This is a genomic window from Bradyrhizobium xenonodulans, from assembly GCF_027594865.1.
Taxonomy (GTDB): Bacteria; Pseudomonadota; Alphaproteobacteria; order Rhizobiales; family Xanthobacteraceae; genus Bradyrhizobium; species Bradyrhizobium xenonodulans.
Map to the genome: position 1 here is coordinate 3,302,882 of NZ_CP089391.1, position 13,792 is coordinate 3,316,673.

General features: G+C 65.0%; 14 protein-coding genes. 9 read left to right on the forward strand and 5 right to left on the reverse strand.

Features of this window, described 5'->3' with window-relative positions:
• Positions 1-26 precede the first annotated feature (26 nt).
• Positions 27-1,223, reverse strand: a complete 1,197-nt coding sequence (locus I3J27_RS15230; protein ID WP_270170621.1) for an amidohydrolase family protein — start codon at positions 1,221-1,223, stop codon at positions 27-29.
• Between the two features lie 157 nt (positions 1,224-1,380).
• Between I3J27_RS15230 and I3J27_RS15235 the strand changes: the two genes are divergently transcribed.
• The 4 genes from I3J27_RS15235 (at position 1,381) to I3J27_RS15250 (ending at position 4,248) form a co-directional block, all read left to right on the forward strand.
• Entirely contained in the window at positions 1,381-2,154 is a 774-nt protein-coding gene (locus tag I3J27_RS15235) for a ferredoxin--NADP reductase (RefSeq protein ID WP_270170623.1), read from the forward strand.
• A gap of 106 nt (positions 2,155-2,260) precedes the next feature.
• Positions 2,261-2,581, forward strand: coding sequence for a hypothetical protein (locus I3J27_RS15240; RefSeq protein WP_270170625.1), 321 nt, complete (start codon positions 2,261-2,263; stop codon positions 2,579-2,581).
• Between the two features lie 85 nt (positions 2,582-2,666).
• The gene (locus tag I3J27_RS15245; RefSeq protein ID WP_270170627.1) at positions 2,667-3,920 is read left to right on the forward strand and encodes a cytochrome P450; all 1,254 of its coding nucleotides are present in this window, start codon (positions 2,667-2,669) and stop codon (positions 3,918-3,920) included.
• A 91-nt stretch (positions 3,921-4,011) separates the two neighbouring features.
• A complete protein-coding gene (locus I3J27_RS15250) occupies positions 4,012-4,248 on the forward strand; it encodes a hypothetical protein (protein WP_270172787.1) in 237 nt (78 codons plus the stop codon).
• A 37-nt stretch (positions 4,249-4,285) separates the two neighbouring features.
• On the opposite strand, the gene I3J27_RS15255 is transcribed toward I3J27_RS15250, so the two are convergent.
• Complete coding sequence (locus I3J27_RS15255; RefSeq protein ID WP_270170629.1) at positions 4,286-5,536, reverse strand: DUF763 domain-containing protein; 1,251 nt, start codon at positions 5,534-5,536, stop codon at positions 4,286-4,288.
• Between the two features lie 129 nt (positions 5,537-5,665).
• Between I3J27_RS15255 and I3J27_RS15260 the strand changes: the two genes are divergently transcribed.
• On the forward strand, positions 5,666-6,808 hold the full coding sequence (locus I3J27_RS15260) for a mechanosensitive ion channel family protein (RefSeq protein ID WP_270170631.1): 1,143 nt from the start codon (positions 5,666-5,668) through the stop codon (positions 6,806-6,808).
• 13 nt (positions 6,809-6,821) lie between these two features.
• Here the strand turns inward: I3J27_RS15260 and I3J27_RS15265 are convergent, their stop codons facing one another.
• From I3J27_RS15265 to I3J27_RS15275, 3 genes are all read right to left on the reverse strand, one after another.
• On the reverse strand, positions 6,822-7,745 hold the full coding sequence (locus I3J27_RS15265) for a PepSY domain-containing protein (protein ID WP_270170633.1): 924 nt from the start codon (positions 7,743-7,745) through the stop codon (positions 6,822-6,824).
• A 177-nt stretch (positions 7,746-7,922) separates the two neighbouring features.
• Positions 7,923-8,723 (reverse strand): ABC transporter substrate-binding protein, encoded by an 801-nt coding sequence (locus I3J27_RS15270; protein ID WP_270170635.1) that lies wholly within the window; start codon positions 8,721-8,723, stop codon positions 7,923-7,925.
• 10 nt (positions 8,724-8,733) lie between these two features.
• A complete protein-coding gene (locus I3J27_RS15275) occupies positions 8,734-9,714 on the reverse strand; it encodes a tripartite tricarboxylate transporter substrate binding protein (protein ID WP_270170637.1) in 981 nt (326 codons plus the stop codon).
• A gap of 115 nt (positions 9,715-9,829) precedes the next feature.
• Between I3J27_RS15275 and I3J27_RS15280 the strand changes: the two genes are divergently transcribed.
• The 4 genes from I3J27_RS15280 (at position 9,830) to dctA (ending at position 13,752) form a co-directional block, all read left to right on the forward strand.
• Positions 9,830-10,540: a TetR/AcrR family transcriptional regulator gene (locus I3J27_RS15280; RefSeq protein ID WP_270170639.1), complete on the forward strand. Its 711-nt coding sequence runs from the start codon at positions 9,830-9,832 to the stop codon at positions 10,538-10,540.
• A gap of 73 nt (positions 10,541-10,613) precedes the next feature.
• On the forward strand, positions 10,614-11,570 hold the full coding sequence (locus I3J27_RS15285) for an amidohydrolase family protein (protein ID WP_270170641.1): 957 nt from the start codon (positions 10,614-10,616) through the stop codon (positions 11,568-11,570).
• Positions 11,570-12,454, forward strand: coding sequence for an amidohydrolase family protein (locus I3J27_RS15290; RefSeq protein WP_270170643.1), 885 nt, complete (start codon positions 11,570-11,572; stop codon positions 12,452-12,454). The genes I3J27_RS15285 and I3J27_RS15290 overlap by 1 nt, the downstream gene beginning before the upstream one ends.
• Complete coding sequence (gene dctA / locus I3J27_RS15295; RefSeq protein ID WP_270170645.1) at positions 12,451-13,752, forward strand: C4-dicarboxylate transporter DctA; 1,302 nt, start codon at positions 12,451-12,453, stop codon at positions 13,750-13,752. Before I3J27_RS15290 ends, dctA begins: the two co-directional genes overlap by 4 nt.
• Positions 13,753-13,792 lie beyond the last annotated feature (40 nt).

Genomic DNA, 13,792 nt, shown 5'->3' on the forward strand with positions numbered 1-13,792 from the left:
GCGGAGCGGGGGCCGCTCCGGCTGCGTCACTTCGCCACCACCTCCGGCACCCGGCCTGCGGGCGGGGTGTTGCGGCTGCGCTGGGTACGCACGATGCCGTCGATGATGGTCATGCCGATGCCCGGGAGGTCGCCGAGCTGGACGCTCTCCAGGATGGTCTTGCCGGGCGAGTGCTGCGCCTTGTCCATGATGACGAAGTCGGCGGAGCGGCCGACTTCAATGAGGCCGCAGTCGAGCTGCCGCATCCGCGCGGTGTTGCCGGTGGCGAGACAGAAGGCGAGTTCGGCTGGGAGGTCGCCGAGCGAGGACAGCATCGAGACCATGCGCAGAATGCCGAGCGGCTGCACGCCGGAGCCGGCCGGCGCGTCGGTGCCGAGGATGACCCGGTGCAGGTCGTTCATCTCGCGCGCGATGCGTAGCGTGAACAAAGCCGAGCGCTCATTGCCGTTGTGCACGATCTCGAGGCCGCGCTTGCAACCCTCGCAGATGCAGCGGATCTGGTCGTCGGGCAGCGCGGTGTGGCCGCCATTGATGTGGCCGACCACGTCGGTGTCGGCCTCCAGCACCACGTCCTTGTCGATCAGGCCGGAGCCGGGGATCGAAGGGCCGCCGGTGTGAATCGTGCTCTGGATGCCGTATTTGCGCGCCCAGCCGACCATCCTGCGCGCTGTCGGACCGTCCTTGACGCCGCCGAGGCCGACCTCGCCGAGCAGCTTGACGCCGGCCGCGGCCAATTCCTTGAAATCCTCCTCGACCATCTCGCACTCGATCACCGGCGCGCCGGCGTGAACCTTCACGCCGCCCGGACGCAGATTCCAGAACGCGCGCTGGGCGAAGATCGCCATCGCCTTCAGCCCCACGACGTCGCGGGGCCGCCCGGGCATGTGGACTTCGCCGGCCGAGATCATCGTGGTGACGCCGCCGTGAAGGTTGCTGTCGATCCAGCCGATCTGGTTCTGGCGGGGTGTCCAGTCGCCGGCGACAGGGTGGACATGGCTGTCGATCAGGCCGGGTGCCACCGTGGTGCCGTTGGCCTCGACGATGGTGGTCGCGCCTTCGGTGTCGAGGTCCTTGAAACTTCCGATGGCGGTGATCTTGCCGTTCTCGGCGACGATGGTGTCGCCGTCCAAGATCGGCTTTTCCAGGGCGCCGGACAGGATCAGGCCGATATTCCGGACCACGAGCTTCGAGGGTCCGGTGGCCTGGGGTGCGTCATGCGCCATGGAAGGGGCTCCTTATTCGTAACTGCAACGCTCGCGATCTTGGGCAGCCTTGACCCCGGGAGCAAGCAGGATTATTCATTAGTACACGAATGATCGTGTACAAACGACGCATAGCTGCCCGCCTCGGAACCGCAATTGACGCGACAGGGAAGGTGAGATGAGCAATTTCAACCAGGAAAGCGTTTTGAGCGTCCACCACTGGACCGACACGCTGTTCTCCTTCAAGACCACGCGCAGCCCGACCTTCCGTTTCCGCAACGGCGAGTTCACCATGATCGGGCTCAAGGTCGGCGAGAAGCCGCTGCTGCGGGCCTACAGCGTCGCCAGCGCCAATTACGAGGACACGCTGGAGTTCTTCTCGATCAAGGTGCCGGACGGTCCGCTCACCTCGCGCCTCCAGCATTTGCAGGAAGGCGACGAGATCATCGTCAGCCGCAAGGCCACCGGCACGCTGGTGATCGACAATCTGGAGGAGGGGCGCAACCTCTACCTCATCGGCACCGGCACGGGCCTCGCGCCGTTCCTGAGCGTGATCAAGGACCCCGAGACCTACGAGCGGTTCGAGAAGGTGGTGCTCCTGCACGGCTGCCGTCACGTCAAGGAGCTCGCCTATGGCGAGATGATCACCGAGACGCTGCCGAAGGACGAGCTGATCGGCGAGTACATCCGCGAGCAGCTGATCTATTACCCGACCGTGACCCGCGATCCTTTCCGCAACCGCGGCCGCATCACCGATCTCATCACCTCAGGCAAGCTGTTTGCCGATATCGGTCTGCCGGGCCTGGAAGCCGCCCATGACCGCGTCATGATCTGCGGCAGCCCGGCGCTGGTCGCGGACACCCGCCTGCTCCTGGGCGAGCGGGGCTTTGTCGAAGGCAACCACGGCGAGCCGGCCCAGTTCGTGGTCGAAAAGGCCTTCGCGGAACGCTAGGTCCAGAATTCCTGCCCAATAACACCGCATTTTCGCCGTCTGGCGCCCGTTGCGGCGCCGATTCGGCGCTTGATACTATGTGGGAGCGAATCAGCGGAGTTCCCACATGGTTGCGGACAGCGACAGCAACATCGCCTGGCACCGGGTCCAGTTGAAGAAGAACCGCGCCGAGTTGAAGGCGCTGGAGACCGCGCGCTTCACGATGGGCGAGATCGCGTCCTCGAAGCGGAACGGCCAGACCCAGAAGGCGGTGGTGGAACTAAAGCGCAAGATCGCGCAGTCCGAGCGGGTGATCGCCGATCACGACAAGCGCACGCGCCGTCCGCTGGGCACTGACATGCAGAGCCTCAGCAACGGCAGCTGGAGCCATTGGGACTCCTATACGCAGCAGCGCAAGACCGGCCAGCGGCCGCCCGGGCGCGGCTGATATTTCGGAACGAGAGTTCCGGGCCTTGCGTGGCGCATCCCGCATCCCATCTGGTTGAGGCGCCACCAACCCTTTCGGTGATCCCATGACACCGCGCCTCGATTTCACCAGCGAGGCCTTCTTTCGCGATCCACCCAAGGCCATCGCCGCGTTGCGCGCGCAAGGCCCTGTGGTGGCGACGCGATTTCCTATCGTCGGCGATGTCTGGATCACAGTGACCCATGATGCGACGGCGCAGGTGCTGAAGGACGGCGCGACCTTCACGCTGCGCAAGGAGGATGGCAACGTCGCGGGCCTGCGCTGGTGGATGCCAGGGATCGTCAGGACCATCGCCAACAACATGCTGTCGATGGACGAGCCGGATCATACGCGGCTTCGCAGCATCGTGGACGAGGCCTTTCGTCGCCGCGCGATCGTCGCGATGGAGCCGCGCATCCGCGCCATTGCCGACGGTCTCGCCGGCGAGCTGTTTGCGAACGGAAGCCCGGCTGATCTCATCCCGCGCTATGCGCGCATCCTGCCGCTCGCGGTGATCTCGGAGCTCCTGGGCCTGCCTCCGGCGGATCGGCCAAAATTCATCGCCTGGGCCAACGCGATGTCCTCGCTGACGAATGCCGTCAGCTTCTTCCGTCTGCTGTTCGCGTTTCGCAAGATGCGAGACTACCTCGCACAACAATTGCAGATAGCTCGCGAGCAGGGCGGCGAAGGGCTGATTGCCGAACTGGTCCAGGTCGAGCGCGAGGGCGGTCAGATCACCCCGGGCGAAATGGTGGCGATGGTATTCCTGCTGCTCGGGGCAGGCTCGGAAACCACCACGCATCTCATTAGCGGCTCAATCTACGAGCTGCTCAGGAATCCGGGTGTGCGCGACTGGCTGGAAGAGGACTGGAGCCGCACCTCGCTTGCCGTGGAAGAGTTTTTGCGCTTCGTCTCGCCGGTGCAATTTTCCAAGCCACGCTATGTGCGGCGGGATGTCGAGCTCGAGGGCGTGCGCTTGAAGAAGGGCGACCGCGTTATGGTCATGCTGGCCGCCGCGAACATGGACCCCGCGGTGCACGACCAGCCCGAGCGGCTTGACCTGGAACGCAAGCCCAACCGCCATATGTCCTTCGGCACGGGAATCCATTTCTGCCTGGGACATCAGCTCGCACGGATCGAGGCGATCTGCGCGCTTCAGGCCCTGTTCACGCGCTGGCCGCGGCTTGGTCTTGCGGTCGAGGCTTCGCAGATCCACTGGCGCAAGCGGCCGGGGATTCGCATGATTGCGAAATTGCCCGTGATTGCCGATGCCGGCGAGAGACGGCGGTCAAGCGAGGCAAAGCAGTTGCTCGCAAGCTAGGCGGAACTTCGACGTTCCCCGATGCAACCGCGAAACAAACCCGGCGGGCCATGCGTTGGCGAACTGCGGACAATCATGATTGGAGCAAAGCATGCCCCATGGAGGCAAGACGCATATCGGTTCAGGCGCGCACGGCAAGGGCGCAGGTAATGGAGCGCTGACTGATATCCCCAAGGACAAGATCGGCGATAACATGATCCTGTCGAACCGCGACAAGGCGCAGCATTCCGACATTCGCGGCATGGATGGCAAGTCCATCCAGACCGAACAATATCAGGACCATGCAGCCAATCGGCTCATTGAGGAGCCGGAGATCGACGAGACCTGAGAGGGACGTTCCTCCCGCTCGACTTGCGGACCGGTGTTCAGCCGGTCCGCTTTTTTGTCGGCGCGAGATCGCGCTCCCAGCCGAACACGGAGCGGCCGTCGAGATCGGGTGAGGCGGCACGCTCACCGGCGATGTAGGTCTCGACTGACGGGCCCTGCGCGGTGCTCTCCAGCCGCCGCGCCTGGTCGTCGAGGCGCTTGATCGCCTGCATCTCCTCCTCGCGTCCGAGCCCGGCGTTCTGGATCGCACCTTTCAGCACGCGGATGGTCTCGTCATAGACCTTGATCGGGACGGGGTAGGGATGCCGGTCCTTGCCGCCATGGGCGAGCGAGAAGCGCGCGGGATCGTTGAAACGATAAGGCGCACCGTGCACGATCTCGGCCACCATAGCCAGCGAGCGCACTGTGCGCGCGCCGACGCCGGGCGTCAGCAGCAATTCCGGGAAATCAACTGGGCCACGCTCGGCCGCGGCCGCCAGCGTGCCGTGCAGGCGGCGTGCGAACACGTCCTTGGGGCGCACATCGTGATGCGCCGGCATGATCAGGTGCGGAAGCATGGCCTGCGCAGGTTCGGGCGCAATCCCCGTGAGCCGTTCGAACTCGGAGACGATGCGATCCGGGCCGAGATCGCTGAGGAGCTCAAGCTGCGCGCTGCGCGAGACCTCGGCGCGGTGGTCGGTGAGATTGACGATCTCGCCCTGCTGCGGCCCGTCGATCGCACTGTGCGGCGTATCGACGAAACTCTTCAGCGCCTCGGAATGCCAGTGATAGCGGCGGGCCTGCCGCTTGTCGCCGTTCATGCCCTGCTGAACCACCGTCCATTTGCCGTCGGCGGTGACGAAGAAGCCGTGGAGATAGAGATCGAAGCCGTCCTGCACCGCGGCGCTGTCGACCTTCGCCACCAGACGGCTGGCGCGCGTGAGCTTCACGCCATCGAAGCCGACGCGGTCGCCGAGCTGCAGCAGTTCGTCCGGCGTCTTGCGCGAGTGTTGGCCGCGGCCGCCGCAGACATAGATGCCGAGCTCATCCTGGAGCGGTCCGAGCCCGCGCTTCAGCGCGCCGATCACGGATGTGGTGATGCCGGAGGAGTGCCAGTCCATTCCCATGACGGCGCCGAACGACTGGAACCAGAACGGATGCGAGAGGCGCTGGAGAAACGCGTCGCGGCCGTAATGATGCACGATCGCCTGCGTGACGATCGCACCCAGCGAGGCCATACGGCTCGCCAGCCAGGGCGGAACCCGGCCGGTGTGGAGAGGAAGATCGGCGCTGCCGGTACGTCTGGTCATGAATGCCCAAGATTAGCGCAGTTCGGTGACGGTTGCATCAGCGGAATGCTGCGTTGCACAGGGTGGGGGGAGCGAAAGCCCGCCGGCAGGCGTTGAGCCGGCTATGTGAATGCAAGCATGGGGACAGCAATGAATTGGCAGGCCGTCATGGCCGACATCGACAGGATGCTCGGCTGGATACCCTCGTGGTTTATCGGCCTCAGCCTGGTTGCCGGCGCGATCCTGTTTGCCCTGTTCGTGTACAGGGTCGCAATCTGGCTGCTCGACCGCGCCTTCGGAACCCGCTTGCCGCTCTTGAGCGTGTTCATCGAGCGCACGTCGGGCCCGGCCCAGCTGGCGCTTTGCCTTGCCGCCGTCGCACTGGTCCTGCCGCTCGCGCCGCTCGACGACACGATCCGCACGCCCTTGATGCGCCTGTTCGTCGTCGCCTTCATCGCCCTGATCGGCTGGATCTCGATCCGGATCGTCGACATGAGCGCGGCGCGATATCTACAGAATTTTCGTGATGTCACCGAGAACTTCGTTGCGCGCAAGCACGTCACGCAAGTCCGCGTGTTCAAGCGCGTCACCGACACCATCATCGTCATCATCACGGTGTCGACCGCGCTGATGACGTTCGACTCGGTCCGGCAATATGGCGTCAGCCTGTTCGCCTCGGCCGGCGCGGCCGGTATCATCGTCGGTCTTGCCGCGCGGCCGCTACTCAGCAATCTGATCGCGGGCTTGCAGATCGCGATCACCCAGCCGATCCGCATCGAGGATGCCGTCATCATCGAGAACGAGTGGGGCTGGGTCGAAGATATCGCCGCGACCTATGTGGTGATCCGGCTATGGGACTGGCGCCGCATGGTGGTGCCGCTGTCCTACTTCATCGAAAAACCGTTCCAGAACTGGACGCGTGACACCGCGTCGCTGATCGGCGTCATCGCGCTGCATGTCGACTATCGCGCCGACGTGCCGCGCATCCGGCGCTGGCTGGAAGGGGCGGTGAAGGAGTCCAAGCTGTGGGACGGTGCGGTGGTCAATCTCCAGGTGATCGACGCGGATTCGCGCACCATCGAGCTGCGCGCGCTGGTCAGTGCGCGAAACGCGCCGCAATCCTGGGATCTGCGCTGCGAGATGCGGGAGAAGCTGATCGCCTTCATCCGCGACGAGATGCCGGAGGCCCTGCCGCGCGAACGCGCGATCCTGATTCCGTCGGCCAACAATGACGCCGAATTCCTGCAGCGTACGACGTCGCCGGAGACGATGCGGGCGAGCGCACGCAACTGAACCCGAGCGCCGATCAGCCGGCGCCGACCACGGCCGCGCCGGCGCGCCGCTCGGCGCGCGGTCGCCGTCTGCGCAGTTTACGTCGCGCCCAGATGAGCAGGCCGGTCGACAGCAGCGTCAGCAGTGCGATCGACGTCACGACGTTGAGCGGCGCGGCGATCAGGGCCGACCAATTCCCCTCGTGAATCAAGCGCGGCCAGTTGCGCGGCAGCGGTGCGATCTCCGACGAAGTGACGGCATAGGCGCGCAGCTCGCCGTCCTCGTAGAGCCGCGCCATCGTGCGCCCGCCGCGTGAGCCGATCGAGATCACATTCGATAGATCATGGGACGCCGCGACCACGCCTATCGCATCCGGCAGGGAGAGGGGACGGCCGCCGCCGGCCGGCGCGGCCCCGCCCTGAAACGTCAGGCCGAAGGCCATGCATAGGCCGGTGAGTGGGCTCAGGAAGATCGGCGGCAGTGCGAACCAAGCCGTGCCCTTGTGCCATCCGGAGAGCGTGTTGCGCAGCCGCGGCAGCCCCATGAAAATGCCGAGCACCATGAGGGCGATCATGGCGACAGTTGAGCTCGTCACCAGCCATGCCTGGCCGAGCAGCCGTTCATGCGTGACGCGTGCCCACAGGAAGAGATCGGGGAGGCCGGAGCTGGCGGCGGCCGGTGCGCCCGTTGCGAGATCAATCACCGGGCCTCCCGTCCCTTGCAGCGTCATCCGGTGCGCGGCGGCGTTGATCGAAAGCCCGCGTGCCTTGCTGTCAGGATCGTATCGCTTCACCAGCTCGACGATGCGTGCGGACTCGATCGGCGCGCCGCCAATGCCGTTGACCTGCACCAGAGGCTCGAAGGACAGGATCAGGCCGGTGACGATGATGGCGAGCAGGGGGAACGCAAAGATCAGCGTGATCCAGCGATGGAGTGTCAACAGGAAAGGCTTGCTCATTCTCGATCTCCGGCGATGCCAGGCTTTGGTCGCCCAGCGCGTCCCCGAAGACAAATGATGCTTTGTCCATGTTGTTCGCGTTGATCTGCGACAAATGGAGTGAGGGCCGTCAGGTTGGTGCGATCGCCAATCGTTTGCAGGTTCGAACTTCGTCAGCAGTCTTAGCCATACAGCCTGCTACTGGCGCGTCGCCCTGGTCGCGCCGCGCAGGCCTGCCTGCTGCTGGATCGTGTCCAGCTCGCCCGAGGACTGCTCTTCCGTGACGAAGCGGTTGAGCAGGGGCAGGGCGTCCTCGCGCCCCTTCGGGATCGCGATGGCCATGTGCTCGGCGCCCCAATTGCCGTCGAGAATTTTCGCGCCCGGCATCTGGTCGGACATCTCGAACAGCGTCGGCTTGTTGGTCGCGTAGAGATCGATCTCACTGCTCCCGAACATGGCGATGGCGACCTTGACGCTTTCGGCGGGGACGATGGTTGCATTCTTGAACTTGGTCGGCAGGGTACGCTCGGAGGTCGAGCCTTTGGTGACGCCGATCTTCACGCCCGGTTTGTCGATGTCCTCGATCTTGCCGATCGGGGAGCTTGCCGGCACCAAAAAGCCGAGTTCGATCGCCAGCACGGGCTGGGTGAAGCTGACCTCGTTCGCACGCGCCGGCGTGGCATTGGTGACGGTGAAGTCGACCTGGCCGTCGTGGATCGCGGTGACGATGTCGGCCACGCGCTGAAACCTGACATAGTCGATACCGACGCCGAGCCGCTTTGCGAGCGCGCCGCCGAGATCATAGGCAAGGCCGTGCGGCTTGCCGGCGGCATCCGTCACCATCGAGGTCGGGCTGCCCGGATAGATGCCGACCCGCAAGGTGCCGCTTGGCGCCAGCAGCTTGGCCTCGCCATCGGCGCGCGCGGGCGCGCCGATGAGGCTGATGACCGCGACCGCGAGCAGGGCGGTGCGCGCGAGGCGTCCAGAAGGGGTCCTCATGTGAAAGACCTTACTGTGCCTTGATGTTGGCGGCCTTCAGCACCGGCTCCCATTTGGTCGCCTCGGCGTGCATATAGGCGTCGAAATCCTTGGAGGAGGAGCCGAGCGGAGCAGCCCCGATCTTGCCGAGCGTCGACAGCACGTTCGCATCCTGCAGCGCCGCCTTCAGATCGGTTTCGAGCTTGGCCACGATTTCCGGCGGCATCTTTGCGGGACCGAGGACGCCCCACCAGACCGAGACGTCGTAGCCGGGGACGCCGGACTCTGCGACCGTCGGCACATCCGGCAACGCCTTGGAGCGCTCGGCCGAGGTCACCGCGAGCGCGCGCACCGGGCCGCCTTCGAGCTGGCCGATCGCTTCCGCAAGCGGATTGATGCTGAGCGGGATCTCGCCGGCGATCACCGCCGTCAGCGCCGGGGCGCCGCCCTTATAGGGGATCGCGACGATCTTGGTGCCCGACATGTGCTTCAACAGCTCGCCGGCGAGATGCGCCGAGGTGCCGTTGCCGGACATGCCGTAGGAGAGCTTGTCTGGATCCTTCTTGGCGGCGGCGAGGAGATCGCCGAGCGTCTTGTAGGGGCTGTCCTTGGCGACGACGATCGCGAGCGGCGAGGAGGCGACTTCGGTGATCGCGGTGAAATCCTTGAACGTGTCGTAGGGCACGCTCGGATAGATGAACTGGTTGAGCGGATGGCCGCTCGCGACCAGGATCAGCGTGTAGCCGTCGGGCGCGGCCTGCGTCAGCGCCTGCGAGGCGACGATGCCGCCGGCGCCGGGGCGGTTGTCGATCACCGGCTGCTGGCCCCAGGTCTTCGCCAGTGCCTGAGCGAGCGTGCGCGCCAGTACGTCGACGGCGCCACCGGCCGCGTAGGGCACGAGGATGTGAACCGGCTTGCTTGGGTAATTGTCGGCGGCCTGCGCGGCGCCGCCCGCCAGCAGCAGGCTAGCCCCCAGCATCAAACCGCCGATTGTCTTGTTCAAACCCAGCATTTTCCAGCACTCCTTGTGGGCGTTCGCGCTCCGGCCCCGGTTTTCCGAGCCGTCCGGACGCCGCCCCTAGTTTTTGTTGACGAGACCTGATCTTTTGTACGATAGTACAAATCACATGGTACGCAAGCCCACCAGCAAGGAAACGGCCCGCAAGCCGAACATGCGCGAGGCGATCCTCGCCGCGGCCGAGGAGCTGTTCGCCACCAACGGCTTCAACGCCGTCTCGGTCCGCGACATCGCGCAAGCGGCCGGGGCCAATCCCGGCAGCGTGACCTATCATTTCAAGACCAAGGACGGCCTGCTGCTGGAGATCTACCGGCGCCATTGCGGTCCCATGAACCTGCGCCGCTCCGAGTTGCTCGCCGCTGCCAAACGCGTGCGCGATCTTCAGGACCGGCTCGAAGCGGTCGTGCGCGCCTATGTGGTGCCGGCCTTCACCTCGGGCAGCGATCTCGCCGGCGGCGGAGCGCGCTTCACGCGGCTGCGCGCCGTGATGTCGGCGGAAGGCAACGAGGTCGCGCGGAAAATCATCGCGCAGACGTTCGACGACACCAGCCACGCCTTCATCGATGCGATCCATGAGAGCCTGCCGCACGTTCCGCGCACCGATATCGTCTGGCGCAGTCACTTCCTGCTCGGCGCGCTCTATTATTCGCTGGTGACGCCGGATCGCGTCTCGCGCCTGTCGCGCGGCGAGGCCGACGGGAGCGATGCCGCCAGCGCCATCGAGCAATTGGTGCAAGCCACCGTCGCCGCATTCCAGGCGCCGGCGCTGGATCAGGCAGCGCCCACGCGGCGGCGGCCGGTCGTCAGCAGCAAGACTTGAAAGAAACCGCCGAGCGAAGGCGCGGCCTCGCGCTTCCGCTCGCAAGCGGACCATGTAACGGGGTGTTTGGGAAATGAACAGGCGGGAGTGCTTGCAACTCTTGACCGGACTGGCAGGCTCCACGCTCGCGGGCGAAGCGCGCGCGCAGAGTGCCGAGAAGGCGATCCCGACGATCACCCCGCCGGATCCAGATCCGAAGACGCCGTCGTTCAAGCTGCCGCCAAAATCCTGCGATAGTCACACCCATATCTTCGGGCCGACATCACGTTACCCCTTCTCGGAGAAGCGCCCCTACAACACGGCCGATGCACCGCTGGAGACGTTCCGCGGCCTGCACGAAAAGATCGGCGTCGAGCGCTGCGTGATCGTCAATGCGACCGTGCACGGCACCGACAATCGTGTCGTCACCGACGCCATCGCCCAGAGCGAAGGCGCCTACAAGGGCATCGCCAACGTCAATGACGAGATGACCGAGAAGGAGCTGGCGGCGCTCGACAAGGGCGGCATCTGCGGCTGCCGCTTCGCCTTCCTCAAGCGCCTCGGCGGCGTCGGCGACATGACCAAGTTCCAGCGTATCGTGCATCGCGTCGCCGAACTCGGCTGGCATATCGACGTCTATTTCGAGCCCGGCACGATTCCCGAGTTCGCGCCCATCCTTACCGCGATGCCGACGCCTTACGTGATCGACCATATGGGGACGGTGCAGGCGGGGAAGGGGCTAGATGATCCCGGCTTTACCGCGCTGCTCGATCTCCAGAAGAAGGACGAGAAGTGCTGGGTCAAGATCACGGGGCTGGAGCGTGCTTCCGCGGCCGGCAAGCCGTTCCATGACGCCGTGCCGTTCGCGAAGGCGCTGATCGACAATGCGCCGGATCGTGTCATCTGGGGCACCGACTGGCCGCATCCCAACGTCAAGATCATGCCGAACGACGGCGATCTCGTCGATCTGATCCCTCTCTACGCGCCCGATGCGAAGGTCCGGCAAAAGCTGCTGGTCGACAATCCCGCGCGTCTGTTCAAGTTCAGCTGATGAATATGATGTACACGCCGACCATTCCGCCGCCCGATCCGAACACGCGCACGCCGAAATTCAAGCTGCCGAAGCTGTCCTGTGACGCGCATTGCCACATCTTCGGGCCCGGCGCGAAATACCCCTATGCGCCGGACCGTTCCTACACGCCGCCGGATGCGCCGTTGGAGGATTTCCGCATCCTGCATGCCAAGCTCGGCGTCGAGCGCGCGGTCATCGTCAACGCCAGCGTGCACGGCACCGACAACACGGTGGCGCTTGATGCGATTGCGCAGAGCAACGGCGCCTATCGCGCAGTCGCCAATATCGACGACACCATCACCGAGCGCGAGCTCCAGGTACTGCACGAGGGCGGTTTTCGCGGCTGCCGCTTCAATTTCGTCCGCCATCTCGGCGGCGTGCCCGACAAGAGCGTGTTCAACCGAATCATCACCATGGTCGCGCCGCTCGGCTGGCACATCGATTTTCATTTCGATGCGATCGACCTGCCTGAATATGCCGACATGCTGGCCAACCTGCCGCTGAGCTACACCATCGACCATATGGGACGGGTGAAGGCGTCCGAGGGGCTCGACCAGCTGCCGTTCAAGATCCTGATCGAGCTGATGCAGCGCGACGAGAAGTGCTGGGTCAAGATCTGCGGTTCGGAGCGGGTATCCTCAGTTGGTCCCCCGTTCACGGATGCCGTGCCGTTCGCGCGAAAAATCGTCGAGACGGCGCCTGACCGCGTGATCTGGGGCACCGACTGGCCGCACCCCAACGTCAAGGCGATGCCGAATGACGGCGACCTCGTCGATTTGATCCCGCTGTTCGCGCCGGAGACGGAGTTCCAGCAGAAGATCCTGGTCGACAATCCCGCGCGCCTGTTCGAGTTCGACCGATGACGGCGCTCGCGATCGAGAAGCCGCGCGGCCGCGCCTGGTGGAAGGAGCTCTGGATCCAGGTGCTCATCGCCATGGCGGCCGGCATCGCACTCGGGATCGCGAGTCCGGACATTGGCGCCAAGATGCAGCCGCTTGGCGACGCCTTCATCAAGGCAATCCGGATGCTGATCGCGCCGATCATCTTCTGCACGGTCGTGCACGGCATCGCGCACATGGCCGACATGGCACGGGTCGGGCGTGTCGCCGTCAAGGCGATCGTCTATTTCGAGATCATGACGACGATCGCGCTGATCATCGGTCTCATCGCGGTGAACCTGCTCAAGCCCGGCGTCGGCATGAACATCGATCCGGCCAGCATCAACGCCAGCGCGATCGAGCCCTATGTCAAGCAGACCGGCGCCATCGGCTTCGTGCCGTTCCTCCTCAACATCGTGCCGGCAACGTTCATCGGCGCCTTTGCCGAGGGCAACATTCTCCAGGTGCTCTTCATCTCCGTGATGTGCGGTTTTGCGCTGGTGCAGCTCGGCGAACGCGGCGCACCGCTGGTCCATCTGATCGACATCGCCGCCAAGATGGTGTTCGCCGTCGTCGGCTTCGTGATGTGGGCGGCGCCGATCGGCGCGTTCGGTGCCATCGCGTTCACGGTCGGCAAGTTCGGCGTGGGCTCGCTGGCCTCGCTCGGCAAGCTGCTCGGCGGCTTCTACCTGACCTGCCTGGTCTTCATCGTCGTCGCGCTCGGCCCCGTCGCGCGTCTCTGCGGCTTCTCGCTGGTCAAGCTGATCCGCTACATCTGGGAAGAGCTGCTGATCTGCATCGCCACGACGTCGTCGGAGACGGTGCTGCCGCGGATGCTGACCAAGCTGGAGAAGGCGGGCTGCGAGAAGAGCGTGGTCGGCCTCGTGATCCCGACCGGCTATTCCTTCAATCTCGACGGCACCTGTCTTTACCTCGCCGCCGCCTCGGTATTTCTCGCACAGGCGACCAACACGCCGTTCGGGCTCGCCGAGCAGATCGAGCTGCTGCTGATCCTGCTCGTGACCTCCAAGGGCGCGGCGGGAATCGCGGGTGCCGCCTTCGTCGTGCTGGCGGCAACGCTGTCCGCCACCGGTTCCATTCCGGTGACGAGCGTCGCGCTCGTGCTCGGCATCCATCGCCTGATGTCGCAGGGGCTGACGCCGACCAATCTGATCGGGAACGCGGTTGCGACCATCGCGATTGCCAAATGGGAAGGCGCGCTCGACGTCGAACGCTTGACGCGCGTGCTCGACGGCGAGGAGCCCGTGCCCGCCGCGGCCTGAATGTACCTGCTGCCTGCACGAGCCGGGCAGCCTATGATGC

Coding starts and splice junctions, on each gene's coding strand:
- I3J27_RS15290 (WP_270170643.1), top strand. CDS start 11,570: ATGAATATGATGTACACGCCGACCATTCCGCCGCCCGATCCGAACACG.
- dctA (WP_270170645.1), top strand. CDS start 12,451: ATGACGGCGCTCGCGATCGAGAAGCCGCGCGGCCGCGCCTGGTGGAAG.
- I3J27_RS15250 (WP_270172787.1), top strand. CDS start 4,012: ATGCCCCATGGAGGCAAGACGCATATCGGTTCAGGCGCGCACGGCAAG.
- I3J27_RS15275 (WP_270170637.1), bottom strand. CDS start 9,714: ATGCTGGGTTTGAACAAGACAATCGGCGGTTTGATGCTGGGGGCTAGC.
- I3J27_RS15260 (WP_270170631.1), top strand. CDS start 5,666: ATGAATTGGCAGGCCGTCATGGCCGACATCGACAGGATGCTCGGCTGG.
- I3J27_RS15270 (WP_270170635.1), bottom strand. CDS start 8,723: ATGAGGACCCCTTCTGGACGCCTCGCGCGCACCGCCCTGCTCGCGGTC.
- I3J27_RS15280 (WP_270170639.1), top strand. CDS start 9,830: ATGGTACGCAAGCCCACCAGCAAGGAAACGGCCCGCAAGCCGAACATG.
- I3J27_RS15265 (WP_270170633.1), bottom strand. CDS start 7,745: ATGAGCAAGCCTTTCCTGTTGACACTCCATCGCTGGATCACGCTGATC.
- I3J27_RS15285 (WP_270170641.1), top strand. CDS start 10,614: ATGAACAGGCGGGAGTGCTTGCAACTCTTGACCGGACTGGCAGGCTCC.
- I3J27_RS15230 (WP_270170621.1), bottom strand. CDS start 1,223: ATGGCGCATGACGCACCCCAGGCCACCGGACCCTCGAAGCTCGTGGTC.
- I3J27_RS15255 (WP_270170629.1), bottom strand. CDS start 5,536: ATGACCAGACGTACCGGCAGCGCCGATCTTCCTCTCCACACCGGCCGG.
- I3J27_RS15240 (WP_270170625.1), top strand. CDS start 2,261: ATGGTTGCGGACAGCGACAGCAACATCGCCTGGCACCGGGTCCAGTTG.
- I3J27_RS15245 (WP_270170627.1), top strand. CDS start 2,667: ATGACACCGCGCCTCGATTTCACCAGCGAGGCCTTCTTTCGCGATCCA.
- I3J27_RS15235 (WP_270170623.1), top strand. CDS start 1,381: ATGAGCAATTTCAACCAGGAAAGCGTTTTGAGCGTCCACCACTGGACC.